This window comes from Modestobacter marinus (assembly GCF_019799945.1).
Classification (GTDB): Bacteria; Actinomycetota; Actinomycetes; order Mycobacteriales; family Geodermatophilaceae; genus Modestobacter; species Modestobacter marinus_B.
This window is the reverse complement of sequence record NZ_JABGCH010000011.1, coordinates 12276-28853: the sequence shown is the minus strand read 5'-3', so window position 1 is coordinate 28853 and position 16578 is coordinate 12276. Positions and strand designations below refer to the sequence as shown.

Sequence of the window (16578 nt, the reverse complement as noted above, 5' to 3'; positions counted from 1 at the left end):
ACGAGGACTGCTGCTCCACCCGCTCCGCGAGCGCGACGACTCTCTCCGGCACAGCGCTCGTCTCGGGTGCGGACGGCCCGGTGTTGAGCGGGACGGCGTCACGTCTGTGCCACTCTGCCGCACGCTCAGCGGCCGACCGCATGGTCACCAGCCGACGAGGTACCCGCCGACCAGCATCGCGGCCAGGGACAGCAGCGGGACCCCGACCAGGAGGGCGACCGCCGACCGCGGGAACCCCACCATGTCCGCTCCGGTGCGCGGGTCGATGACCGCGTCGTCGTCCCGGCCGCTGCGGGCGGCGGTCACGATGCGGGCGGTGGCGACGCCGAGCACCAGGAGGGCGGCCAGCGCGACCAGCCAGGACGGCAGGCCGAACACCGCGGACTCCCCTGCGCCCAGCGACCACAGGCCGTCGGCGAGCAGGTACGTGGCCACCCCGATGACGGCGGCACCGGCGAGGTCGCGCCAGGACAGCCCGCGGACCAGCTGCCGCCAGACCCCGTCGGGCGCCGAGACCCCGAGCGCGGCGGCGACCTGGTCGGCGTACTCCCTGGGCGCCCCGAACGCGTCGCGGGGCTCCTCGCCGGTCTCGGCGAGGTGGCTCTGCACCTCGGCGAGGACCTCGCCGATCCGGGCACCCGGGACGTCGCGCACCCGCAGCGCGAGCAGCAGGTCGTCGCACCAGGCCTGGTCGGTGGTGGTCAGCCGGTACTCCACAGGAGCCTCCTCAGGCGGGGACGTGCGGGGACGACAGCAGGGCGGCCGCCCGCTGCGTGAAGGCGTGCCACTGCTCCGTGCGCTCGCCGAGAGCGGTCGCCCCGGCGCCGGTGAGGGTGAAGAACTTGCGGCCCGGACCGGCCTCACCGGCCTCCCAGGACGACGTCACCAGCCCGTCCGCCTCGAGCCGGGCGAGGATCGGGTACAGCGTGCCGCCCTTGACCGCGCCCAGCCCCGCGTCGGCGAGCCGGCCGGCGATCGCGTAGCCGTAGGTCGGGCCGTCGGCCACCACGCGCAGGACGCACAACGACAGCACGCCGCGCATCCACTCGCCAGGCCACCGTTCCTCCACCACGCGGTAGACAGTACGGCTGACTAGTCAGGCTGGCAAGCTAGCTGCGCGGCGTGCCCCCCAGCCCTCACCCGGAGGGACGGGGCCGTCCAGGAGCGTCCTCAGCTGACGTCCTCGTCTACCCAGTCCAGCGACTTGGTGACCGCCTTCTGCCAGTTGCGGTAGTAGCGCTCCCGCTGGTCCTCGGCCATCTGCGGCTCCCAGCGCTTGTCCTCGGCCCACTTGGCGGTCAGCTCGTCCAGGCCGTTCCAGAAGCCGACCGCGAGGCCCGCCGCGTACGCCGCGCCCAGGGCAGTGGTCTCGGCGATCTTCGGCCGGATCACCGGCACGTCGAGGATGTCGGCCTGGAACTGCATGAGCAGTTCGTTGCCCACCATGCCGCCGTCCACCCGGAGCTCGGTGAGGTCGACCCCCGAGTCGGCGTTCATCGCGTCGAGCACCTCGCGGGTCTGGTACGCGGTCGCCTCCAGCACGGCGCGGGCCAGGTGTCCCTTGTTGACGAAGCGGGTGAGCCCGACGACGGTGCCGCGGGCGTCGGACCGCCAGTGCGGCGCGAAGAGCCCGGAGAACGCCGGCACGAAGTACGAGCCGCCGTTGTCGTCGACCGAGCGGGCCAGGTCCTCGATCTCCGGCGCGCTCTTGATCATGCCGAGGTTGTCCCGCACCCACTGCACGAGCGAGCCGGTGACCGCGATCGAGCCCTCGAGGGCGTAGACCGGCTTGGCGTCGCCGAGCTGGTAGCACAGCGTGGTGAGCAGCCCGTTCTTCGACGGGACGGCCTCCTCGCCGGTGTTGAGCAGCATGAAGTTGCCGGTGCCGTAGGTGTTCTTGGCCATGCCCTTGGTGAAGCAGACCTGGCCGAAGGTGGCCGCCTGCTGGTCGCCCAGCGAGCCCGCGATCGGCACCCCGGCGAGGAAGCCGGCGGCGCGGCCCTGGCCGTAGACCTCGGAGTTGGACCGGATCTCCGGCAGCATGGACATCGGGACGCCCATCTCCTCGGCGATCCCCGGGTCCCAGGCCAGCGTGCGGTAGTCCATCAGCATGGTGCGGGAGGCGTTGGAGACGTCGGTGAGGTGCAGGCCGCCGTCCGTCCCGCCGGTCATGTTCCAGATCAGCCAGGCGTCGATGGTGCCCATGAGCAGGTCACCGCGCTCGGCGGCGTCCCGGGCGCCGTCCACGTTGTCCAGGATCCAGCGGACCTTCGGGCCGGCGAAGTAGGTGGCCAACGGCAGGCCGACCCTGTCCTTGTAGCGGTCGGCGCCGCCGCCGAGCGCACCGAGCTCCTCGACGATCGCCGCGGTGCGGGTGTCCTGCCAGACGATCGCGTTGTAGACCGGCTGCCCGGTGTTCTTGTCCCACACGACCGTGGTCTCGCGCTGGTTGGTGATGCCGACGGCGACGATGTCCGAGACGCCTGCGTCGCTGCGGGCGATGGCGTTGCCGACCACCTCACGGGTGTTCCGCCAGATCTCCATCGGGTCGTGCTCGACCCAGCCGGCGCGCGGGAAGATCTGCTCGTGTTCCTTCTGGCCCACCGACACGACGGCGCCGTCGTGGTCGAAGAGCATGCAGCGGGTGCTCGTGGTGCCCTGGTCGATCGCGGCGACGTACTGAGCCACGGGAGCCTCCTTGCTCGGTCGTGTCCTGCTACGGGTCGGATGGGGTCCGGGGCCCGCGTGGGGGGAAGGCTGCTCGCCTCGGGCCCCGGGTGGAAGAGGGGTCAGATCGAGACGTGCGAGAACAGGCCGGCGGCCACGCCGCCGACGATCGGACCGACGACGGGCACCCAGGAGTAGCCCCAGTTGCTGTCGCCCTTGCCGCGGATGGGCAGCACGGCGTGCGCGATGCGCGGGCCCAGGTCGCGGGCCGGGTTGATGGCGTAGCCGGTCGGACCGCCCAGCGAGGCGCCGATGCCGACGACCAGCAGCGCCACGGCCAGCGGCCCGATCTCGCTCGGGGTGTCCCCGAACCGGAGGATGATGTAGACGAGCACGAACGTGCCGATGGCCTCGGTGACCAGGTTGTCCCCCGTGCTCTTGATCGCCGGGCCGGTGGAGAAGGTGCCCAGCTGGGTGCCGGCGGCGTCGGGGTCGTTGTAGTGCGCGCGGTAGGCCAGGAACGCCACGACGGCGCCCAGGAACGCCCCGATGAGCTCGGCGATCAGGTAGACGAGCGTGCTCGCGACGGTGACGTCCACCCCGGGCGCGTACTGGTCCGTACCGCTGGCCAGCAGTCCGAGGGTCACGGCCGGGTTCAGGTGCGCCCCGGAGGACGCGGCGGCGTAGACGCCGGCGAAGACGGCGAGTCCCCAGCCGAAGATGATGACGATCCAGCCACCGCCGTTGCCGTAGGTCCTGGGCAACGCGACGTTGGCGACCACGCCGACGCCCAGCAGCAGCAGGACGCCGGTACCGAGCACTTCACTGCCGAAGACGGTCCACAGACTGGTCGTGTCCACGCGCGGCTCTCCTCGTCGTCGGTGATGCGGTGCCGCCGCCCGGCCGGGGGGCAGGAGACGGCGACTGGCCGGGTGACCGTAATCACAGTGATCAACACCGGGCAACGGTCGCTGTACGACGATGTCGGACGGACGCGGGGCGTCACTCAGCGGAAGTGCCGGTCGCCCCAGGCGATGCTCAGCCGGACGGCGCGCTCCCAGGCGGCGTACTCGGCGTCGAGCTCGGCGGCCCGCTGCGGGCGTGGTGACCACTGGGCCGAGCGGTGCCAGTTCCCGCGCAGCGCCTCGGTGTCCGACCACATGCCCACGGCCAGCCCGGCGGCGTACCCGGCACCCAGGCTCACCGTCTCGCCGACCATCGGGCGCACGACGGGGGTGTCGAGGACGTCGGCGAGGAACTGCATGAGCAGGTTGTTGGTGGTCATGCCGCCGTCGACGCGCAGCGCGGACAGGGGCAGCCCCGAGTCGGCGTCCATCGCCCGGACGACGTCCCGGGTCTGCCACCCGGTGGCCTCCAGCACCGCCCGGGCCAGGTGTCCCTTGGTCACGTACGACGTCAGCCCGGCGACCAGCCCGCGGGCCTCCCCCTGCCAGTGCGGGGCGAGCAGCCCGGAGAAGGCCGGCACGATGTAGCACCCGCCGTTGTCGTCGACCGTGCGGGCGAGGGTCTCCACCTCCGGCGCCGAGCCGATCAGCCCCAGGCCGTCCCGCAGCCACTGCACCAGGGCGCCGGTGACCGCGATCGAGCCCTCCAGCGCGTAGTGCGCCGGCTCCCCCGCCAGCTGGTAGGCGACCGTGCTGATCAACCCGTGCGCCGAGTGGACCAGCTCGGTGCCGGTGTTCTGCAGCAGGAAGCTCCCGGTCCCGTAGGTGCACTTGGCCTCGCCGGGGGAGAAGCAGGTCTGCCCGAAGAGCGCGGCCTGCTGGTCGCCCAGGGCGCCGCCGATCGGCACCGGCACCGGCAGGGCGGTTGCCGTCCCCAGCACCCCGATCGAGGGCCGGATCTCCGGCAGCATCGCGCCGGGCACCCCGAAGAAGTCCAGCAGGTCGGGGTCCCACGCGCAGGTGCGCACGTCCATCAGCAGCGTGCGGCTGGCGTTGGTGACGTCGGTGACGTGGACGCCGCCGTCCGGCCCGCCGGTGAGGTTCCAGATCAGCCAGCTCTCCATCGTGCCGAAGAGCAGCTCGCCGCGTTCGGCGCGCTCCCGCGCGCGCGGGACGGCGTCGAGCACCCAGCGCAGCCGCGGGCCGGCGAAGTAGCCGGCGATCTCCATGCCGGCGCGCTCCCGCACGATCGCGGCGTCCGGCCGGGCGGACAGCTCCTCCACCAGCGGGCCGGTGCGGGTGTCCTGCCAGACCAGTGCCCGCAGCACCGGCCGGCCGGTGGCCCGCTCCCAGACGACCGTCGTCTCCCGCTGGTTGGCGATCCCCAGCGCGACCACGCGCCCCGGGCGCCCGGCCACGTCGCGCAGCACCTGGGCCGCGGTGAGCTGGGTGTTCGCCCAGATCTCCTCCGGGTCGTGCTCGACCCAGCCCGGCCGGGGGAAGAACTGCCGGTGCTCGCGCTGGCGGACGGCGACCAGCCGGCCGCCCCGGTCGAAGACGATCGCGCGGGTCGAGGTGGTTCCCTGGTCGACGGCCAGGACGTAGCGCTCGGTCACGACCGCACCAGCTCCCGGGAGACCGCCGCGGCCGCCTCCAGCACCATCTCCAGCAGCGCCGGGCGGACCGCGCCGGCGCTCCCGAACACCTCCGGCACCGGAGCGGTCACCCCCAGCGCGGCGACCACCAGGCCGCCGGCGCCGTGCACCGGCGCCGCCAACCCGCCCTCGCCGGGGACGCGCTCCTCGCGCTGGACCGCCCAGCCGCGCCCGCGCACCCCCTTGAGCTCGGCGGTCAACGCGGCGGGGTCGACGATCGTCGCGGCGGTCGACCGCTCCAGCCGGGGGTCCGCCGGCGGCCGGCTGGCAGCCGGCCGGAAGGCCAGCAGCACCTTGCCCAGGACGGTGGCGTGGGCCGGCAGCGCCGCACCGACCTCCAGCTCCTGGGCGGAGTCGTCCGGCCGGAAGACGTGGTGGACGACGACCACCTGGAACCCGGCCAGGGTGCCCAGCCGCACCGAGCAGCCGCTGCGGGCGGCCAGCGAGTCGCACCAGTTCGAGGCGCGGGAGCGCAGCTCGTTGGCGTCGAGGTAGTGGGACCCGAGGTCCAGCAGCCCGGTGCCCAGCAGGTACCGCCCGGAGTCGGCGTCCTGCTCCACGAACCCCAGCGAGAGCAAGGTGCGCAGCAGCCCGTGGGCGGTGGTCTTGGCCAACCCCACCGCACCGGCCAGCTCGGTGACGCCCATCTGGCCGCCGGATCCGGCGATCGCGCGCAGGATCGCCGCAGCGCGCTCCAGAGACTGCACACTGCCCGGCATGGCGGGCACGGTAGGCCAGATCCGTCCGACGATGTCGAACACGAGACGTCGACGGTGGAGAACCGCCCCGCCTAACGTGGATCCCGAGCCCGTCCCGTCGGAGGTGTCCGAATGACCGCAGTCCCCCCGCTCGGCCCCGAGCAGCGTGCCCGGGCCTGGGCTGAGCTCGCGGCGACCCAGTTCGAGGTCCTGGTCGTCGGAGCGGGGGTGACCGGCGCGGGTGTCGCGCTGGACGCCGCCACCCGCGGCCTGCGCACCGCGCTGGTCGAGGCCCGCGACTTCGCCAGTGGCACGTCGTCCCGCTCGTCGAAGCTCTTCCACGGTGGGCTCCGCTACCTGGAGTCCTTCGAGTTCAACCTGGTCCGCGAGGCGCTGCACGAGCGCGACCTCAGCGTCACCCGGCTCGCGCCGCACCTGGTCAAGCCGGTGCCCTTCCTCTATCCGCTCACCAAGCACTGGGAGCGGCCGTACGTGACCGCCGGGATCACCCTGTACGACGGACTGGCCCGGATGGGCGCGCTGTCGGCCCCGATGCCGATGCACAAGCAGCTCACCCGCACCGGTGCCCGCAAGCTCTTCCCGGCGCTCAAGCCCGACGCGCTGGTCGGCGCCATCCGCTACTTCGACGCGCAGGGCGACGACGCGCGGCACACTCTCAGCGTCGCCCGCACCGCCGCCGTGTACGGCGCGACCGTGCTCAACTCCGCCGAGGTCGTGGCCTTCCACCACGCCGGCGGCCGGGTCACCGGCGTCCGCGTCCGGGACGTCGAGACCGGGCAGGAGGTGGACGTCCGCGCCGAGGTCGTGGTCAACGCGACCGGCGTGTGGACCGACGACATCCAGACCCTGGTCGGCGGCCGTGGCCGGTTCCACGTGCGCGCCAGCAAGGGCGTGCACATCGTCGTCCCGCGCGACCGGATCAACGGCGAGACCGGGCTGATCCTGCGCACCGAGAAGTCCGTGCTGTTCGTCATCCCCTGGGGCAGCCACTGGATCGTCGGGACGACGGACACCGACTGGACGCTGGACAAGGCGCACCCCGCGGCGTCTCGGGCCGACATCGACTACATCCTGGAGCACGTCAACGCCGTCCTGGCGGTGCCGCTCACGCACGACGACATCACCGGTGTGTACGCCGGCCTGCGCCCGCTGCTGTCCGGCGAGTCCGAGCTGACCAGCCAGCTGTCCCGCGAGCACGCGGTGGCCCGGCCGATGCCCGGCGTCATCGCCGTGGCCGGCGGCAAGTACACGACCTACCGGCCGATGGCCGCCGACGCGGTGGACGCCGTCGCTGACGACGTGACCCGGCCGGTCCCGCCCAGCGTCACCAAGAACATCCCGCTGGTCGGGGCCGAGGGCTACGCGGCGATGCTCAACTCCCTGGACGCGCTCTCCGAGCGGTGGGGCATCCCGCACTTCCGCGCCGAGCACCTGCTCAACCGGTACGGGTCGCTCACCCCGGAGGTCCTCTCGCTGGCGGCCGACGACCCGACGCTGCTCGAGCCGGTCCCCGGCGCCGAGGAGTACCTCATGGTCGAGCTCGTGTACGGCGCGGCGCACGAGGGTGCCCAGCACCTGGACGACCTGCTTGCCCGCCGCACCCGGATCTCCATCGAGACCCCGCACCGCGGGGTCGACTCGGCGGAGCCGGTCGCCCGCGCGGTGGCCGGGGTCCTGGGCTGGGACGAGGGGCGGATCACCAACGAGGTGGACAGCTACCGCGCCCGGGTCGACGCCGAGCGCCGCTCGCAGGAGGCGGCCGACGACCAGGCCGCGGACGCCGTCCGGGCCGCCGCCCCCGACACCCGAGCCGTGGCAGTGGGCCGAGCCCTGCACTGAAAGCGAGCGTCGATCAGGTGACGTGATCAACGCCTGTCCCCCCGCACGAGGGTCGGTGTGCGGGGACAGGCGTTGCTGCGGTCGGACGCCGGCGCCCGCCCCCGGTGGGTGCGCCGGGCGGTGAGGGGGCAGGCTGGGCGCATGCCGAACCTCGTCGGGCGCGCGCTGAACGGCGTGGCTCCGGATCCCCAGCAGGTCCCGCCGGCCGCGCGGTGGACCGGGCCGCTGCACGCTGTCGCGGAGGGCCCGGGCCGGGCCGCGCGCGAGGCGAGCGAGCAGGTCCCGGGGCTGTGCGGCCAGTGGGTCGAGATCGTCGCCGTCGAGGACGTCCCCGACGACACGGGCCTGTGCCAGGCCTGCCAGTACTCCTCGTGAGTCGCGCCGTGGACGCCGTCGACCTGCTCCGCGAGCTCGTCCGCACCCCGACGGTCTCCGGGGACGCCGCCGCGCAGCGGGCGGTGCTCGGCACGATCGCCGACGCGGTCCTCGCCGCCGCACCGCACCTCCAGCGGCGGGACGGCACCGATCGGGACCAGCCGTGGACGCTGCTCACCTCCCCCGCCGCGCCGGACCGGCCGCGGCTGCTGCTGGCCTGCCACGTCGACACGGTCCCGGCTGCCGATCCGGGCAGCTGGCAGCGCGACCCGTTCAGCGCCGAGCTGGACGGCGGGCGGATCTGGGGCCGCGGCGGGTCGGACATGAAGGCCGGGGTGGTCGCGTCCGCCGCCGCGGTGGCCGCCGCGGACCCGGGGACCCCGGTGGCCCTGCTGCTCACCAGCGACGAGGAGACCGGCTCCCGCGGTGCCGCGGCCGCGGTCGGCGCGGTCGCCGAGCTGGCCGTGGGCGCGGTCGTCGTCCCCGAGGCGACCGGCAACCGCGTGGTGCTCGGTCACAAGGGGGCGCTCTGGCTCCGGGTCCGGGCCGAGGGCGTCGCCGCGCACGGCAGCACCCCCGAGCGCGGCCACAACGCGCTCCTGGACCTCGTCGCGGTGCTGAGCCGGGCCGGTGAGCACCTGCCACTGGGCACCGAGCCGTTCCTGGGCCGGGAGACCTGGAACCCCGGCGTGCTGCGCAGCGGCACCGTGCCCAACGTCGTCCCCGACCGGGCCGAGCTGGTGGTCGACCAGCGCACCGTCGGCACGGGCCAGCAGCTGCGCACCTGGTGGGAGCAGCAGCCCGAGGTGGCCGGCATCGACGTGCTGGTCGACCTGCCGCCCGTGCGCACGCCCGCCGACGACCCGTGGGTCACCGGCCTGCCCGCGGCGGTGGAGCGGACGCCGGCGACCTACTTCACCGACGCGTCGGTGCTCACCGGCGTCACCGGCCGGGCCCCGATCGTCGTGTGGGGGCCGGGCACCCCGGCGGTCATGCACGCCGTCGACGAGTACGTCGAGCTGGCCGAAGTGCACCAGGCGGTCACCGCCTTCGGGGACGTGCTCACCCGCTGGGGCCGCTGAGCGGCGTTCCACGTGGAACGCGATCAGCCGCCGGTGCTCGCCCGCACGATCAGCGACGGGCGCAGCGCCACCCGGTCGTGCGCCGTGGGCTCGTCGCCCAGCACGCGGGAGAGCAGCCGCACCGCCTCGGCCGCGATCTCGGCCTGGGGCTGGTGGACGGTGGTCAGCGGCGGGGCGGACAGCGCCGAGTAGGGGATGTCGTCGAACCCGGTGACCAGCACGTCGCCGGGCACGGCGACGCCGGCCGCGGCGCACGCCTGCAGCACGCCCAGCGCGATGAGGTCGTCGGCGCACACCACCGCGTCCGGCAGCCTCCCGGCGGCGATCAGGCCGGCGGCGGCCTGCCGTCCCCACTCGATGGAGTACTCGCCGAGCAGGACGTGCCCCGCGGGCACCGCGACGTCCAGCCGCGCGGCGTGCCGGCGGAACCCGGCGAGCCGTAGCTCGGTGGAGGAGTTGGTCAGCTGCGAGCTCACGAAGGCGGCGCTGCGCACGCCGCGCTCGGCGAGGTGGGTCATCACCAGGTCCAGGGCCGCGTCGTCGTCCACCCCGATCCAGTCGCTGTCGACGCCGGAGACGTACCGGTCGACCTGCACGAGGGGCAGCTCCCGGGCGGCGCGCTGGACGGCGGGGGTGCTCAGGCTGCCGTGCACCGGGCTGATGATGATGCCGTCGACCTGCCGGGCGACCAGGCTGCGCAGCCGCTGCGCCTCCAGCTCCGGGTCGGAGCGTGACGAGCACAGGAAGAGCTGCCGGCCGGCCTGCTGCAGTGTGTGCTCGACGTGCTCGACCAGGCCGGTGAAGAACGGGTTGGCGATGCTGGGCACCAGCATGCCCACGGTGTCGGTGCGGCTGCGCCGCAGGGCGCTGGCGATGCCGTTGCCCGCGTAGCCGAGCTCGTCGGCGGCGCGCTGCACCTGCTCGCGGACCGCCGGGCTGACCGGCTTGGCCCCGGACAGGGCGCGGGAGACGGTCGCGGTCGAGACCTGCGCCCGCTCGGCGACGTCGCGGATCGTCACCCTCTGCACGCGCCCTCCCGTCCGTCGCGGTACGGCGTCATCCTGCCCGACGCGGCCGCGGCGACCCCGCAGAGTGCACGTGTCAGCACGGTAACGCGGGACCGACCAGCCGCAATCTGAATGTAAACGATTGCCTCTTGACTGCACCAGGGCCCGGGGCGCTAGCGTTCCCCTGGTTGGGCAATCGATTACATCGGAGTCGTGGACGTGACCGGACCGCTCGGGGTCTACCCCCGCAAGCCCTCGGCGATCGCCGAGCTGTTCGCCTCGGAGAAGGTGCTGGTCGGTGCGGTGCACCTGCCCCCGCTCCCCGGGAGCCCGTCCTACCGCGGCCAGCCGGTGGCCGAGCTCTGCCGGTTCGCCGTCGAGGAGGCCCGGACCTACGTCGACAACGGCTTCGACTCGGTGATCGTCGAGAACCACTGGGACCTGCCCTTCCTCAAGCCCGGGCAGCACGGCTACGAGGTGGCCGCGGCGATGGGCGTCATCACTGCCGCGGTGGTGGCCGAGCTCGGCCCCTCGGTGGGTGTCAGCGTGCTGTCGAACGCCGGCCAGTGCTCCGTCGCCTCCGCCTGGGCCGCCGGCGCCGGGTGGGTCCGGGTCAACCAGTGGGTCAACGCCTACGTCGCCAACGAGGGGGTCATCGAGGGTCAGGCGGCGACCACCACCCGCTACCGGCACGCGATCGGGGCCGGGCCGGTGAAGGTCTTCGCCGACGTCCACGTGAAACACGGCGCCCACGCGATCGTCGCCGACCGGACACTGGCCGAGCAGACCGAGGACGCCGAGTTCTTCGACGCCGACGTCCTCATCGCCACCGGTTCCCGCACCGGTCACGCCACCTCGGTCGAGGAGGTCGTCGGCATCCGCGACCACACGCAGCTCCCCGTGATCATCGGCAGCGGGATCGACCCGCAGAACGTTGGGCCGCTGCTGCGTGAGTGCGACGGGGCGATCGTGGCCTCGGCGGCGAAGGAGAACGGCCGCTGGTGGGGTCGCGCCGCGCCGGAGAAGGTGCGCGCCGTCGCCCTGGCGGCCGGTCGGTGATCGTCTTCTGCGGGTACGCCAACCTCGACGTCGTCGGGCGCGTGCCCCGCTTCCCCCGCCCGGACGAGCGGGTGCACGCCACCGCGGTGGAGCACCTGTCCGGCGGCATGGCCGCGAACGCCGCATCCGCTGCGGCCCGCGCCGGCGCGGACGTCGCGTTCGCCGGGGTGGTGGGTGCCGATCCGCTGTCCGACCGGTTCCTCGCCGAGCTCGCCGCCGACGGCGCGGACGTCGGGTGGACGGCGCGCACGGCGTTCCTGTCCACCGCGATCGTGCTCGTCGACGGCGAGGGACGGCGGTCGGTGGTCAGCCAGGACGACGCCCTGGACGCCGCCCACGTCACCGCCGTGGCCGACCGGCTCGCCGCGGCGGGTGGCGGGTACCTCTGCCTCGACGGCTACCGGGCCGCGGCGCTCGCCGGCGCGGCCCGCCCCGGGGTGACGCTCGCGGTGGACCTCGACGGCTGCGACGACCGGGCGGACGCCCTGACCGCGATCGGCCGGGCCGACCACGTCGTCGTCGGGCGGGCCCGGCTGGCGCAGCTGCTGGACGTCCCGGCGGCGAGCTGGCAGGAGCTGGCCACCGGCCGGCGCACCACGCTCGTGGTGACCGACGGGCCGGCCGGCTGGACCCTGCACGGCGCCGACGGCCGGCTCGTCACCGAGCCCGCGCTGGAGGTCGACGTCGTCGACGACACCGGTGCCGGGGACTGCTTCACCGGCACCTACCTCGCCGGGCTGGACGCCGGTCTCCCCCCGGCCCGGGCGGCGGTCCGGGCCGGCGCGGCCGCCAGCCTCTCCTGCACCGTCCCCGGCGCCCGCGGGGCGCCCTCGCCCGCCCTCGTCGACGCCGCGCTGGGGCAGCCCGCCGCGACGCCGTCCCCCTGACGTCCCGCCCACCGACGCACCACCCGCACGACCGCACCGCCGTCCCGTCCCGACCCGGTCCTGTAGGAGTAACCGTGAAGCGTCCCCTCGCCCTCGTGGCAGGCATGAGCCTGCTGGCCCTCGCCGCCTGCGACAGCGCCCCGCCCGAGTCGTCGTCCTCCGGTGGCTCAGCCGCCGCGAGCAGCCCCGCGGCCGGCGGCTCGCTGCCCGAGTCCTCGGTGCAGCCGGCCGGCTGCGAGCCCACCGACGGCCCGCTGCAGATCGGCCTGGTCACGATCAACCTGCAGGCGCTGTTCTTCAACCAGATCAACCAGGCCGCCCAGGCGATGGCCGACGAGCAGGGCGTCGAACTGCAGATCATCAGCGGCAACGACGACTCGGTGACCCAGGCCAACGCCATCGACACCCTCGTCGCCAACGGGGTGGACGCGGTCATCGTCGACGCCATCGACACCGAGGGCATCAAGCCCTCGGTGCAGGCCGCCGACGCGGCCGGCATCCCGGTGGTCGCCGTCGACGCGATCGTCGACGAGCCGACGATCGACGCCCAGGTCGGCACGGCGAACGCCGAGGGTGGCGCGCAGCTCGGCGAGGCGCTGCTGGAGCAGTCCGGCGGCGAGGGCGAGGTCGGCATCGTCGGCGCGCTCAACTCCACCATCCAGCTCGAGCGCCAGCAGGGCTTCCAGTACGCCGTCACCGCCGGCGGGATGACCGTGGGGACCATCGTCGACGGCAAGAACGTCCAGGAGACCGCCCAGTCCGCGGCCGAGAACCTGCTCACCGGCAACCCCGACCTCCCGTACGTCTACGCGACCGGGGAGCCGGCGCTGATCGGCGTGGCCGCCGCCGTGCGCAGCCAGGGCGCCCAGGACCGGATCAAGGTCGTCGGCTGGGACCTGTCCGAGCCGGCCGTCGAGGGCCTGCGGGACGGCTGGATCACCGGAGTGGTGCAGCAGCAGACCTTCGAGTTCGGCTACCACGCGATGGCCTCGGCGATCGACCTGGCCTGCGGCAACCCGGTCGAGAAGGACCAGCCGGTGCCCACGGAGATCGTGACCCCGGACAACGTCGACGACTACACCTTCTACCTGGAGGGCTGAGGCGATGTCCGAGGACCTCCTCGTCGAGCTGACCGGCATCACCAAGTCCTACGGGCCGGTGCGGTCGCTGCGGGGCGTCGACCTCACCCTGCGACGCGGGGAGGTCCTCGGCCTCGTCGGTGACAACGGCGCCGGCAAGTCCACGCTGATGAAGGTGCTGGCCGGCGCGGTCCAGCACGACGACGGCGAGATCCGGGTCAAGGGCCGCCCGATCCGGTTCAGCAACCCTGCCGAGGCCCAGGCGGAGAAGATCGGCATCGTCTACCAGGACCTGGCGCTGTGCGACACGCTCGACGTCGCGAGCAACCTGTTCCTGGGCCGCGAGCCCCGGCGCGGCCCGTTCATCGACCGCCGCCGGATGCACGAGCAGGCGGCGCAGATCCTCGCCGACCTGCACGTCAAGGTCTCCAGCACGCACCAGGAGATCGGCACGCTCTCCGGTGGTCAGCGGCAGACGGTGGCGATCGCCCGGGCGGTCTCCTTCGCCCCCGACGTGCTCATCCTCGACGAGCCGACGGCGGCGCTGGCCGTCGCCGAGGTCGAGTCGGTGCTGCGGCTGATCACCGCGGTGGCGGCCCAGGGGGTGGGCGTCGTCCTCATCACCCACCGGCTGCAGGACCTGTTCCGGGTCTGCGAGCGGATCACCGTCATGTACGAGGGGCAGAGCGTGGACGACGTGCCGATCGGCGAGCTCGACATCGAGTCGCTCGTCGGCCTGATCACCCGCACCGGCGTGGCCGCCGACCCGGCCGACACCCCGCAGACCGAGCAGGAGGCGACGGCGTGACCGCGACCACCGCACGCGCCACCGGCAGCCCGGCCCCGGCCGTGGCCCGGCTCGCCCAGCAGCGCACCTGGTGGGAGCGCACCAACAAGGCCACGCTGGTCATGGCCGCGGTGACCCTGCTCGTGTTCGTCTTCTTCGCGCTGGCCACCGACAACTTCCTGACCTTGGGCAACGTGTCCAACCTGGCGACCCAGGTCGCGCCGGCGCTCATCGTCGGCGTCGCGATGACGTTCGTGATCACCGCCGGGCAGATCGACCTGTCGGTGGGGTCGATCGTCGCGTTCGTCTCGGCGACCTGCGCGCAGCTGCTGGTCGCCGGCTGGGACTCCTCGCTGGTGTTCCTCGCCGGGCTGGCCATGGGCCTGGGCTGGGGGCTGGTCAACGGCTGGTTCACCGCCTACCAGCGCATCCCGGCCTTCATCGTCACGCTGGCCACGCTCTCGGTGGTGCGCGGGCTCGCCCTGTTCACCACCGAGGGGTTCTCGGTGCCGATCGAGTCGTGGACGGCGTTCGCCCGGCTCGGCACGGCCCGGTGGCTGGGGCTGTCCAGCAGCGCCTGGATCGCGCTGGCCTTCGCCGTCCTCGGTGTGGTGCTGCTGCACCACACCCGCTTCGGCCAGTACGTCATCGGCATCGGCTCGGCGGAGGAGTCGGTGCGCCGGGCCGGGGTCAACGTGCGGCTGGTGAAGATGGCCGCCCTCGGCTTCTCCGGCCTCGCGGCGGGCGTGGCCGGCATCCTCATCGCCGCCCGGCTCGGCTCGGGGTCGGCGAACTCCGCGCAGGGCTTCGAGCTCACCGTGATCGCCGCCGTCGTCCTGGGCGGCACCAGCCTGCTCGGCGGCCGCGGCACGATCGTCGGCACGCTCATCGGTGCCGTCCTGACCGGGGTCATCGCCAACGGGCTGACCCTGATGAGCGTCAGCCCGTACCTGACGCCGATCATCACCGGCACCGTGCTCGTGGTCGTCATCTGGGTGAACCTGCGCGGCGCGGACCTCGGCTCCGTGCTGCGGAAGCTGACGGGCGCCCGGTGACCGCTCCCCCGACCGACCACCCCCGTGCGCTCGCCGCGCGCCCCCCTATGGAAGGACACCTGACCATGGCCCGGATCCTGATCGCCGGTGAGAGCTGGATGACCACCTCGACGCACGTGAAGGGCGTCGACGAGTTCTCCGTGCACTCCTACGTGGAGGGCGTCGGCCCGCTGCGCGACGCCCTGACCTCCCGCGGACACGAGGTGGTGCACCTCCCCGCGCACCGGGTGCCGACCGACTTCCCGGGGGACGCCGCCGCCCTGGGCCGGTACGACCTGGTGGTCCTCTCCGACATCGGTGCCAACTCCATCCAGCTGGCCCCCGGCGTCTTCGAGGGCTCGGTGCCCGGGCAGGACCGGCTCGCCGCCCTGCGTCACTGGGTGGCCGACGGAGGCGCGCTGCTGATGATCGGCGGGTACCTGTCCTTCAGCGGGTTCCAGGCGCGGGCGGCGTTCCGGCAGACGGTGCTGGCCGAGGTCCTGCCGGTCACCATGCTCGCCGAGGACGACCGGGTCGAGCAGCCGGCCGGCATCGTCCCCACCGTCGACGACCCGGAGCACCCGGCGCTCGGCGGCGCCGGCGCGGACTGGCCGCTGCTGCTGGGCTACAACCGGGTCGTGGCCAAGGACGGCGCCGAGGTGCCGGCCCGGGTCGGCGACGACCCGCTGGTCGCGGTGGCGCCGTTCGGCAGCGGCCGGGCCGGGGTGTTCACCTCCGACTGCTCGCCGCACTGGGCGCCGCCGGCTTTCTGCGAGGAGTGGAAGGGCTACACCGACCTGTTCGACGGGCTGGTCCGCTGGCTGGTCCGCGGGTGAGCCGGTCCGCCGCCCTGCTCGAGCGGCACGCCGCGCTGCTCGACCGGGCGTGCGGCATCCGGTTCGTCTGCGAGGCCACCGACGGCAGCCTGAGCGACGCCGACTTCGCCCGGTACCTGCTGGTGGAGGAGGCGTTCGTGCTGACCGCCTCCCGGGTGCTCGGCCGGGTGGTCTGGGAGTCGCCCACCTGGGCGGAGCTGCTGCCCTCGGCGCGGTCGCTGACCAACCTGGTCACCGAGCAGCGGGACTACTTCGCCGGGCTCCGGCACCGCTGGCCGGTGCCGGACGGGGCGGCGGTGCTCGCGCGGGCGGCCGTGCTCTCCGACGTCGTGCTGGGCCAGGTGGGCGACGCCGGACGGCCCGCGGCGCTCACCGGGATGCTCGCGGCCGAGACGATGTACGCCCGCTGGTGCACCGCGGCGGCCGCCGTCCCGGCCGGGCGGCACCCGGACCTGCAGGCCTGGATCGACCTGCACGCCGAGGAGACGTTCCTCGGCCAGGTCGCGGCGCTGCGGGCGGACGTCGACGCGCTCGACCCGGTCGCGGTGCCCGACGAGGCGCTGGACCGCTGGTTCAGCGCTGTGCTGGAGGCCGAGATCGCCTTCCACGACGCCGTCCACGCCTGACCCGCCCTCCCCCGGGGGCCA

The 16578-nt window shown here is 73.8% G+C and carries 17 protein-coding genes; 10 read left to right on the top strand and 7 right to left on the bottom strand.

Translation table 11 applies throughout. The annotated features are described in order from the left end of the window. Positions 1-144 precede the first annotated feature (144 nt). The 6 genes from HK417_RS11805 to HK417_RS11780 form a co-directional block, all read right to left on the bottom strand. Positions 145-717: an HAAS signaling domain-containing protein gene (locus HK417_RS11805; RefSeq protein ID WP_222266616.1), complete on the bottom strand. Its 573-nt coding sequence runs from the start codon at positions 715-717 to the stop codon at positions 145-147. 10 nt (positions 718-727) lie between these two features. Further along, on the bottom strand, positions 728-1072 hold the full coding sequence (locus HK417_RS11800) for a PadR family transcriptional regulator (RefSeq protein WP_222266614.1): 345 nt from the start codon (positions 1070-1072) through the stop codon (positions 728-730). A gap of 98 nt (positions 1073-1170) precedes the next feature. Beyond that, positions 1171-2688, bottom strand: coding sequence for a glycerol kinase GlpK (glpK, locus tag HK417_RS11795; protein WP_222266612.1), 1518 nt, complete (start codon positions 2686-2688; stop codon positions 1171-1173). Between the two features lie 101 nt (positions 2689-2789). Beyond that, positions 2790-3527, bottom strand: a complete 738-nt coding sequence (locus HK417_RS11790; RefSeq protein WP_222266609.1) for an MIP/aquaporin family protein — start codon at positions 3525-3527, stop codon at positions 2790-2792. A 146-nt stretch (positions 3528-3673) separates the two neighbouring features. Then, positions 3674-5188: a glycerol kinase GlpK gene (glpK, locus tag HK417_RS11785; protein WP_222266607.1), complete on the bottom strand. Its 1515-nt coding sequence runs from the start codon at positions 5186-5188 to the stop codon at positions 3674-3676. After that, entirely contained in the window at positions 5185-5946 is a 762-nt protein-coding gene (locus tag HK417_RS11780) for an IclR family transcriptional regulator (protein ID WP_222266605.1), read from the bottom strand. The genes glpK (HK417_RS11785) and HK417_RS11780 overlap by 4 nt, the downstream gene beginning before the upstream one ends. 111 nt (positions 5947-6057) lie before the next feature. Between HK417_RS11780 and HK417_RS11775 the strand changes: the two genes are divergently transcribed. From HK417_RS11775 to HK417_RS11765, 3 genes are all read left to right on the top strand, one after another. Continuing rightward, positions 6058-7785, top strand: coding sequence for a glycerol-3-phosphate dehydrogenase/oxidase (locus HK417_RS11775; protein ID WP_222266604.1), 1728 nt, complete (start codon positions 6058-6060; stop codon positions 7783-7785). Between the two features lie 141 nt (positions 7786-7926). Next, a complete protein-coding gene (locus HK417_RS11770) occupies positions 7927-8160 on the top strand; it encodes a hypothetical protein (RefSeq protein WP_222266602.1) in 234 nt (77 codons plus the stop codon). Further along, a complete protein-coding gene (locus tag HK417_RS11765; RefSeq protein WP_308123530.1) occupies positions 8157-9242 on the top strand; it encodes a M20 family metallopeptidase in 1086 nt (361 codons plus the stop codon). Before HK417_RS11770 ends, HK417_RS11765 begins: the two co-directional genes overlap by 4 nt. A 23-nt stretch (positions 9243-9265) precedes the next feature. Here the strand turns inward: HK417_RS11765 and HK417_RS11760 are convergent, their stop codons facing one another. Continuing rightward, a complete protein-coding gene (locus HK417_RS11760; protein ID WP_222266600.1) occupies positions 9266-10270 on the bottom strand; it encodes a LacI family DNA-binding transcriptional regulator in 1005 nt (334 codons plus the stop codon). A gap of 198 nt (positions 10271-10468) precedes the next feature. On the opposite strand from HK417_RS11760, the gene HK417_RS11755 reads away from it, so the two are divergent. From HK417_RS11755 to HK417_RS11725, 7 genes are all read left to right on the top strand, one after another. Next, positions 10469-11308: a BtpA/SgcQ family protein gene (locus HK417_RS11755; RefSeq protein ID WP_308123529.1), complete on the top strand. Its 840-nt coding sequence runs from the start codon at positions 10469-10471 to the stop codon at positions 11306-11308. Next, a complete protein-coding gene (locus tag HK417_RS11750; RefSeq protein WP_222266598.1) occupies positions 11251-12195 on the top strand; it encodes a carbohydrate kinase family protein in 945 nt (314 codons plus the stop codon). The genes HK417_RS11755 and HK417_RS11750 overlap by 58 nt, the downstream gene beginning before the upstream one ends. Before the next feature lie 74 nt (positions 12196-12269). Continuing rightward, entirely contained in the window at positions 12270-13295 is a 1026-nt protein-coding gene (locus HK417_RS11745) for a substrate-binding domain-containing protein (protein ID WP_222266596.1), read from the top strand. Between the two features lie 4 nt (positions 13296-13299). Beyond that, a complete protein-coding gene (locus tag HK417_RS11740; protein ID WP_222266594.1) occupies positions 13300-14082 on the top strand; it encodes an ATP-binding cassette domain-containing protein in 783 nt (260 codons plus the stop codon). After that, positions 14079-15116, top strand: coding sequence for an ABC transporter permease (locus tag HK417_RS11735; RefSeq protein ID WP_222266593.1), 1038 nt, complete (start codon positions 14079-14081; stop codon positions 15114-15116). Before HK417_RS11740 ends, HK417_RS11735 begins: the two co-directional genes overlap by 4 nt. A 65-nt stretch (positions 15117-15181) precedes the next feature. Continuing rightward, positions 15182-15931, top strand: a complete 750-nt coding sequence (locus tag HK417_RS11730) for a glutamine amidotransferase (protein ID WP_222266591.1) — start codon at positions 15182-15184, stop codon at positions 15929-15931. Further along, positions 15928-16557, top strand: coding sequence for a TenA family protein (locus HK417_RS11725; RefSeq protein ID WP_222266589.1), 630 nt, complete (start codon positions 15928-15930; stop codon positions 16555-16557). Before HK417_RS11730 ends, HK417_RS11725 begins: the two co-directional genes overlap by 4 nt. Positions 16558-16578: the final 21 nt, after the last annotated feature.

Excerpts from the sequence above, each read along its gene's own strand:
- HK417_RS11780 (WP_222266605.1), bottom strand. The coding sequence starts at position 5,946 with ATGCCGGGCAGTGTGCAGTCTCTGGAGCGCGCTGCGGCGATCCTGCGC.
- HK417_RS11730 (WP_222266591.1), top strand. The coding sequence starts at position 15,182 with ATGGCCCGGATCCTGATCGCCGGTGAGAGCTGGATGACCACCTCGACG.
- HK417_RS11775 (WP_222266604.1), top strand. The coding sequence starts at position 6,058 with ATGACCGCAGTCCCCCCGCTCGGCCCCGAGCAGCGTGCCCGGGCCTGG.
- HK417_RS11770 (WP_222266602.1), top strand. The coding sequence starts at position 7,927 with ATGCCGAACCTCGTCGGGCGCGCGCTGAACGGCGTGGCTCCGGATCCC.
- HK417_RS11740 (WP_222266594.1), top strand. The coding sequence starts at position 13,300 with ATGTCCGAGGACCTCCTCGTCGAGCTGACCGGCATCACCAAGTCCTAC.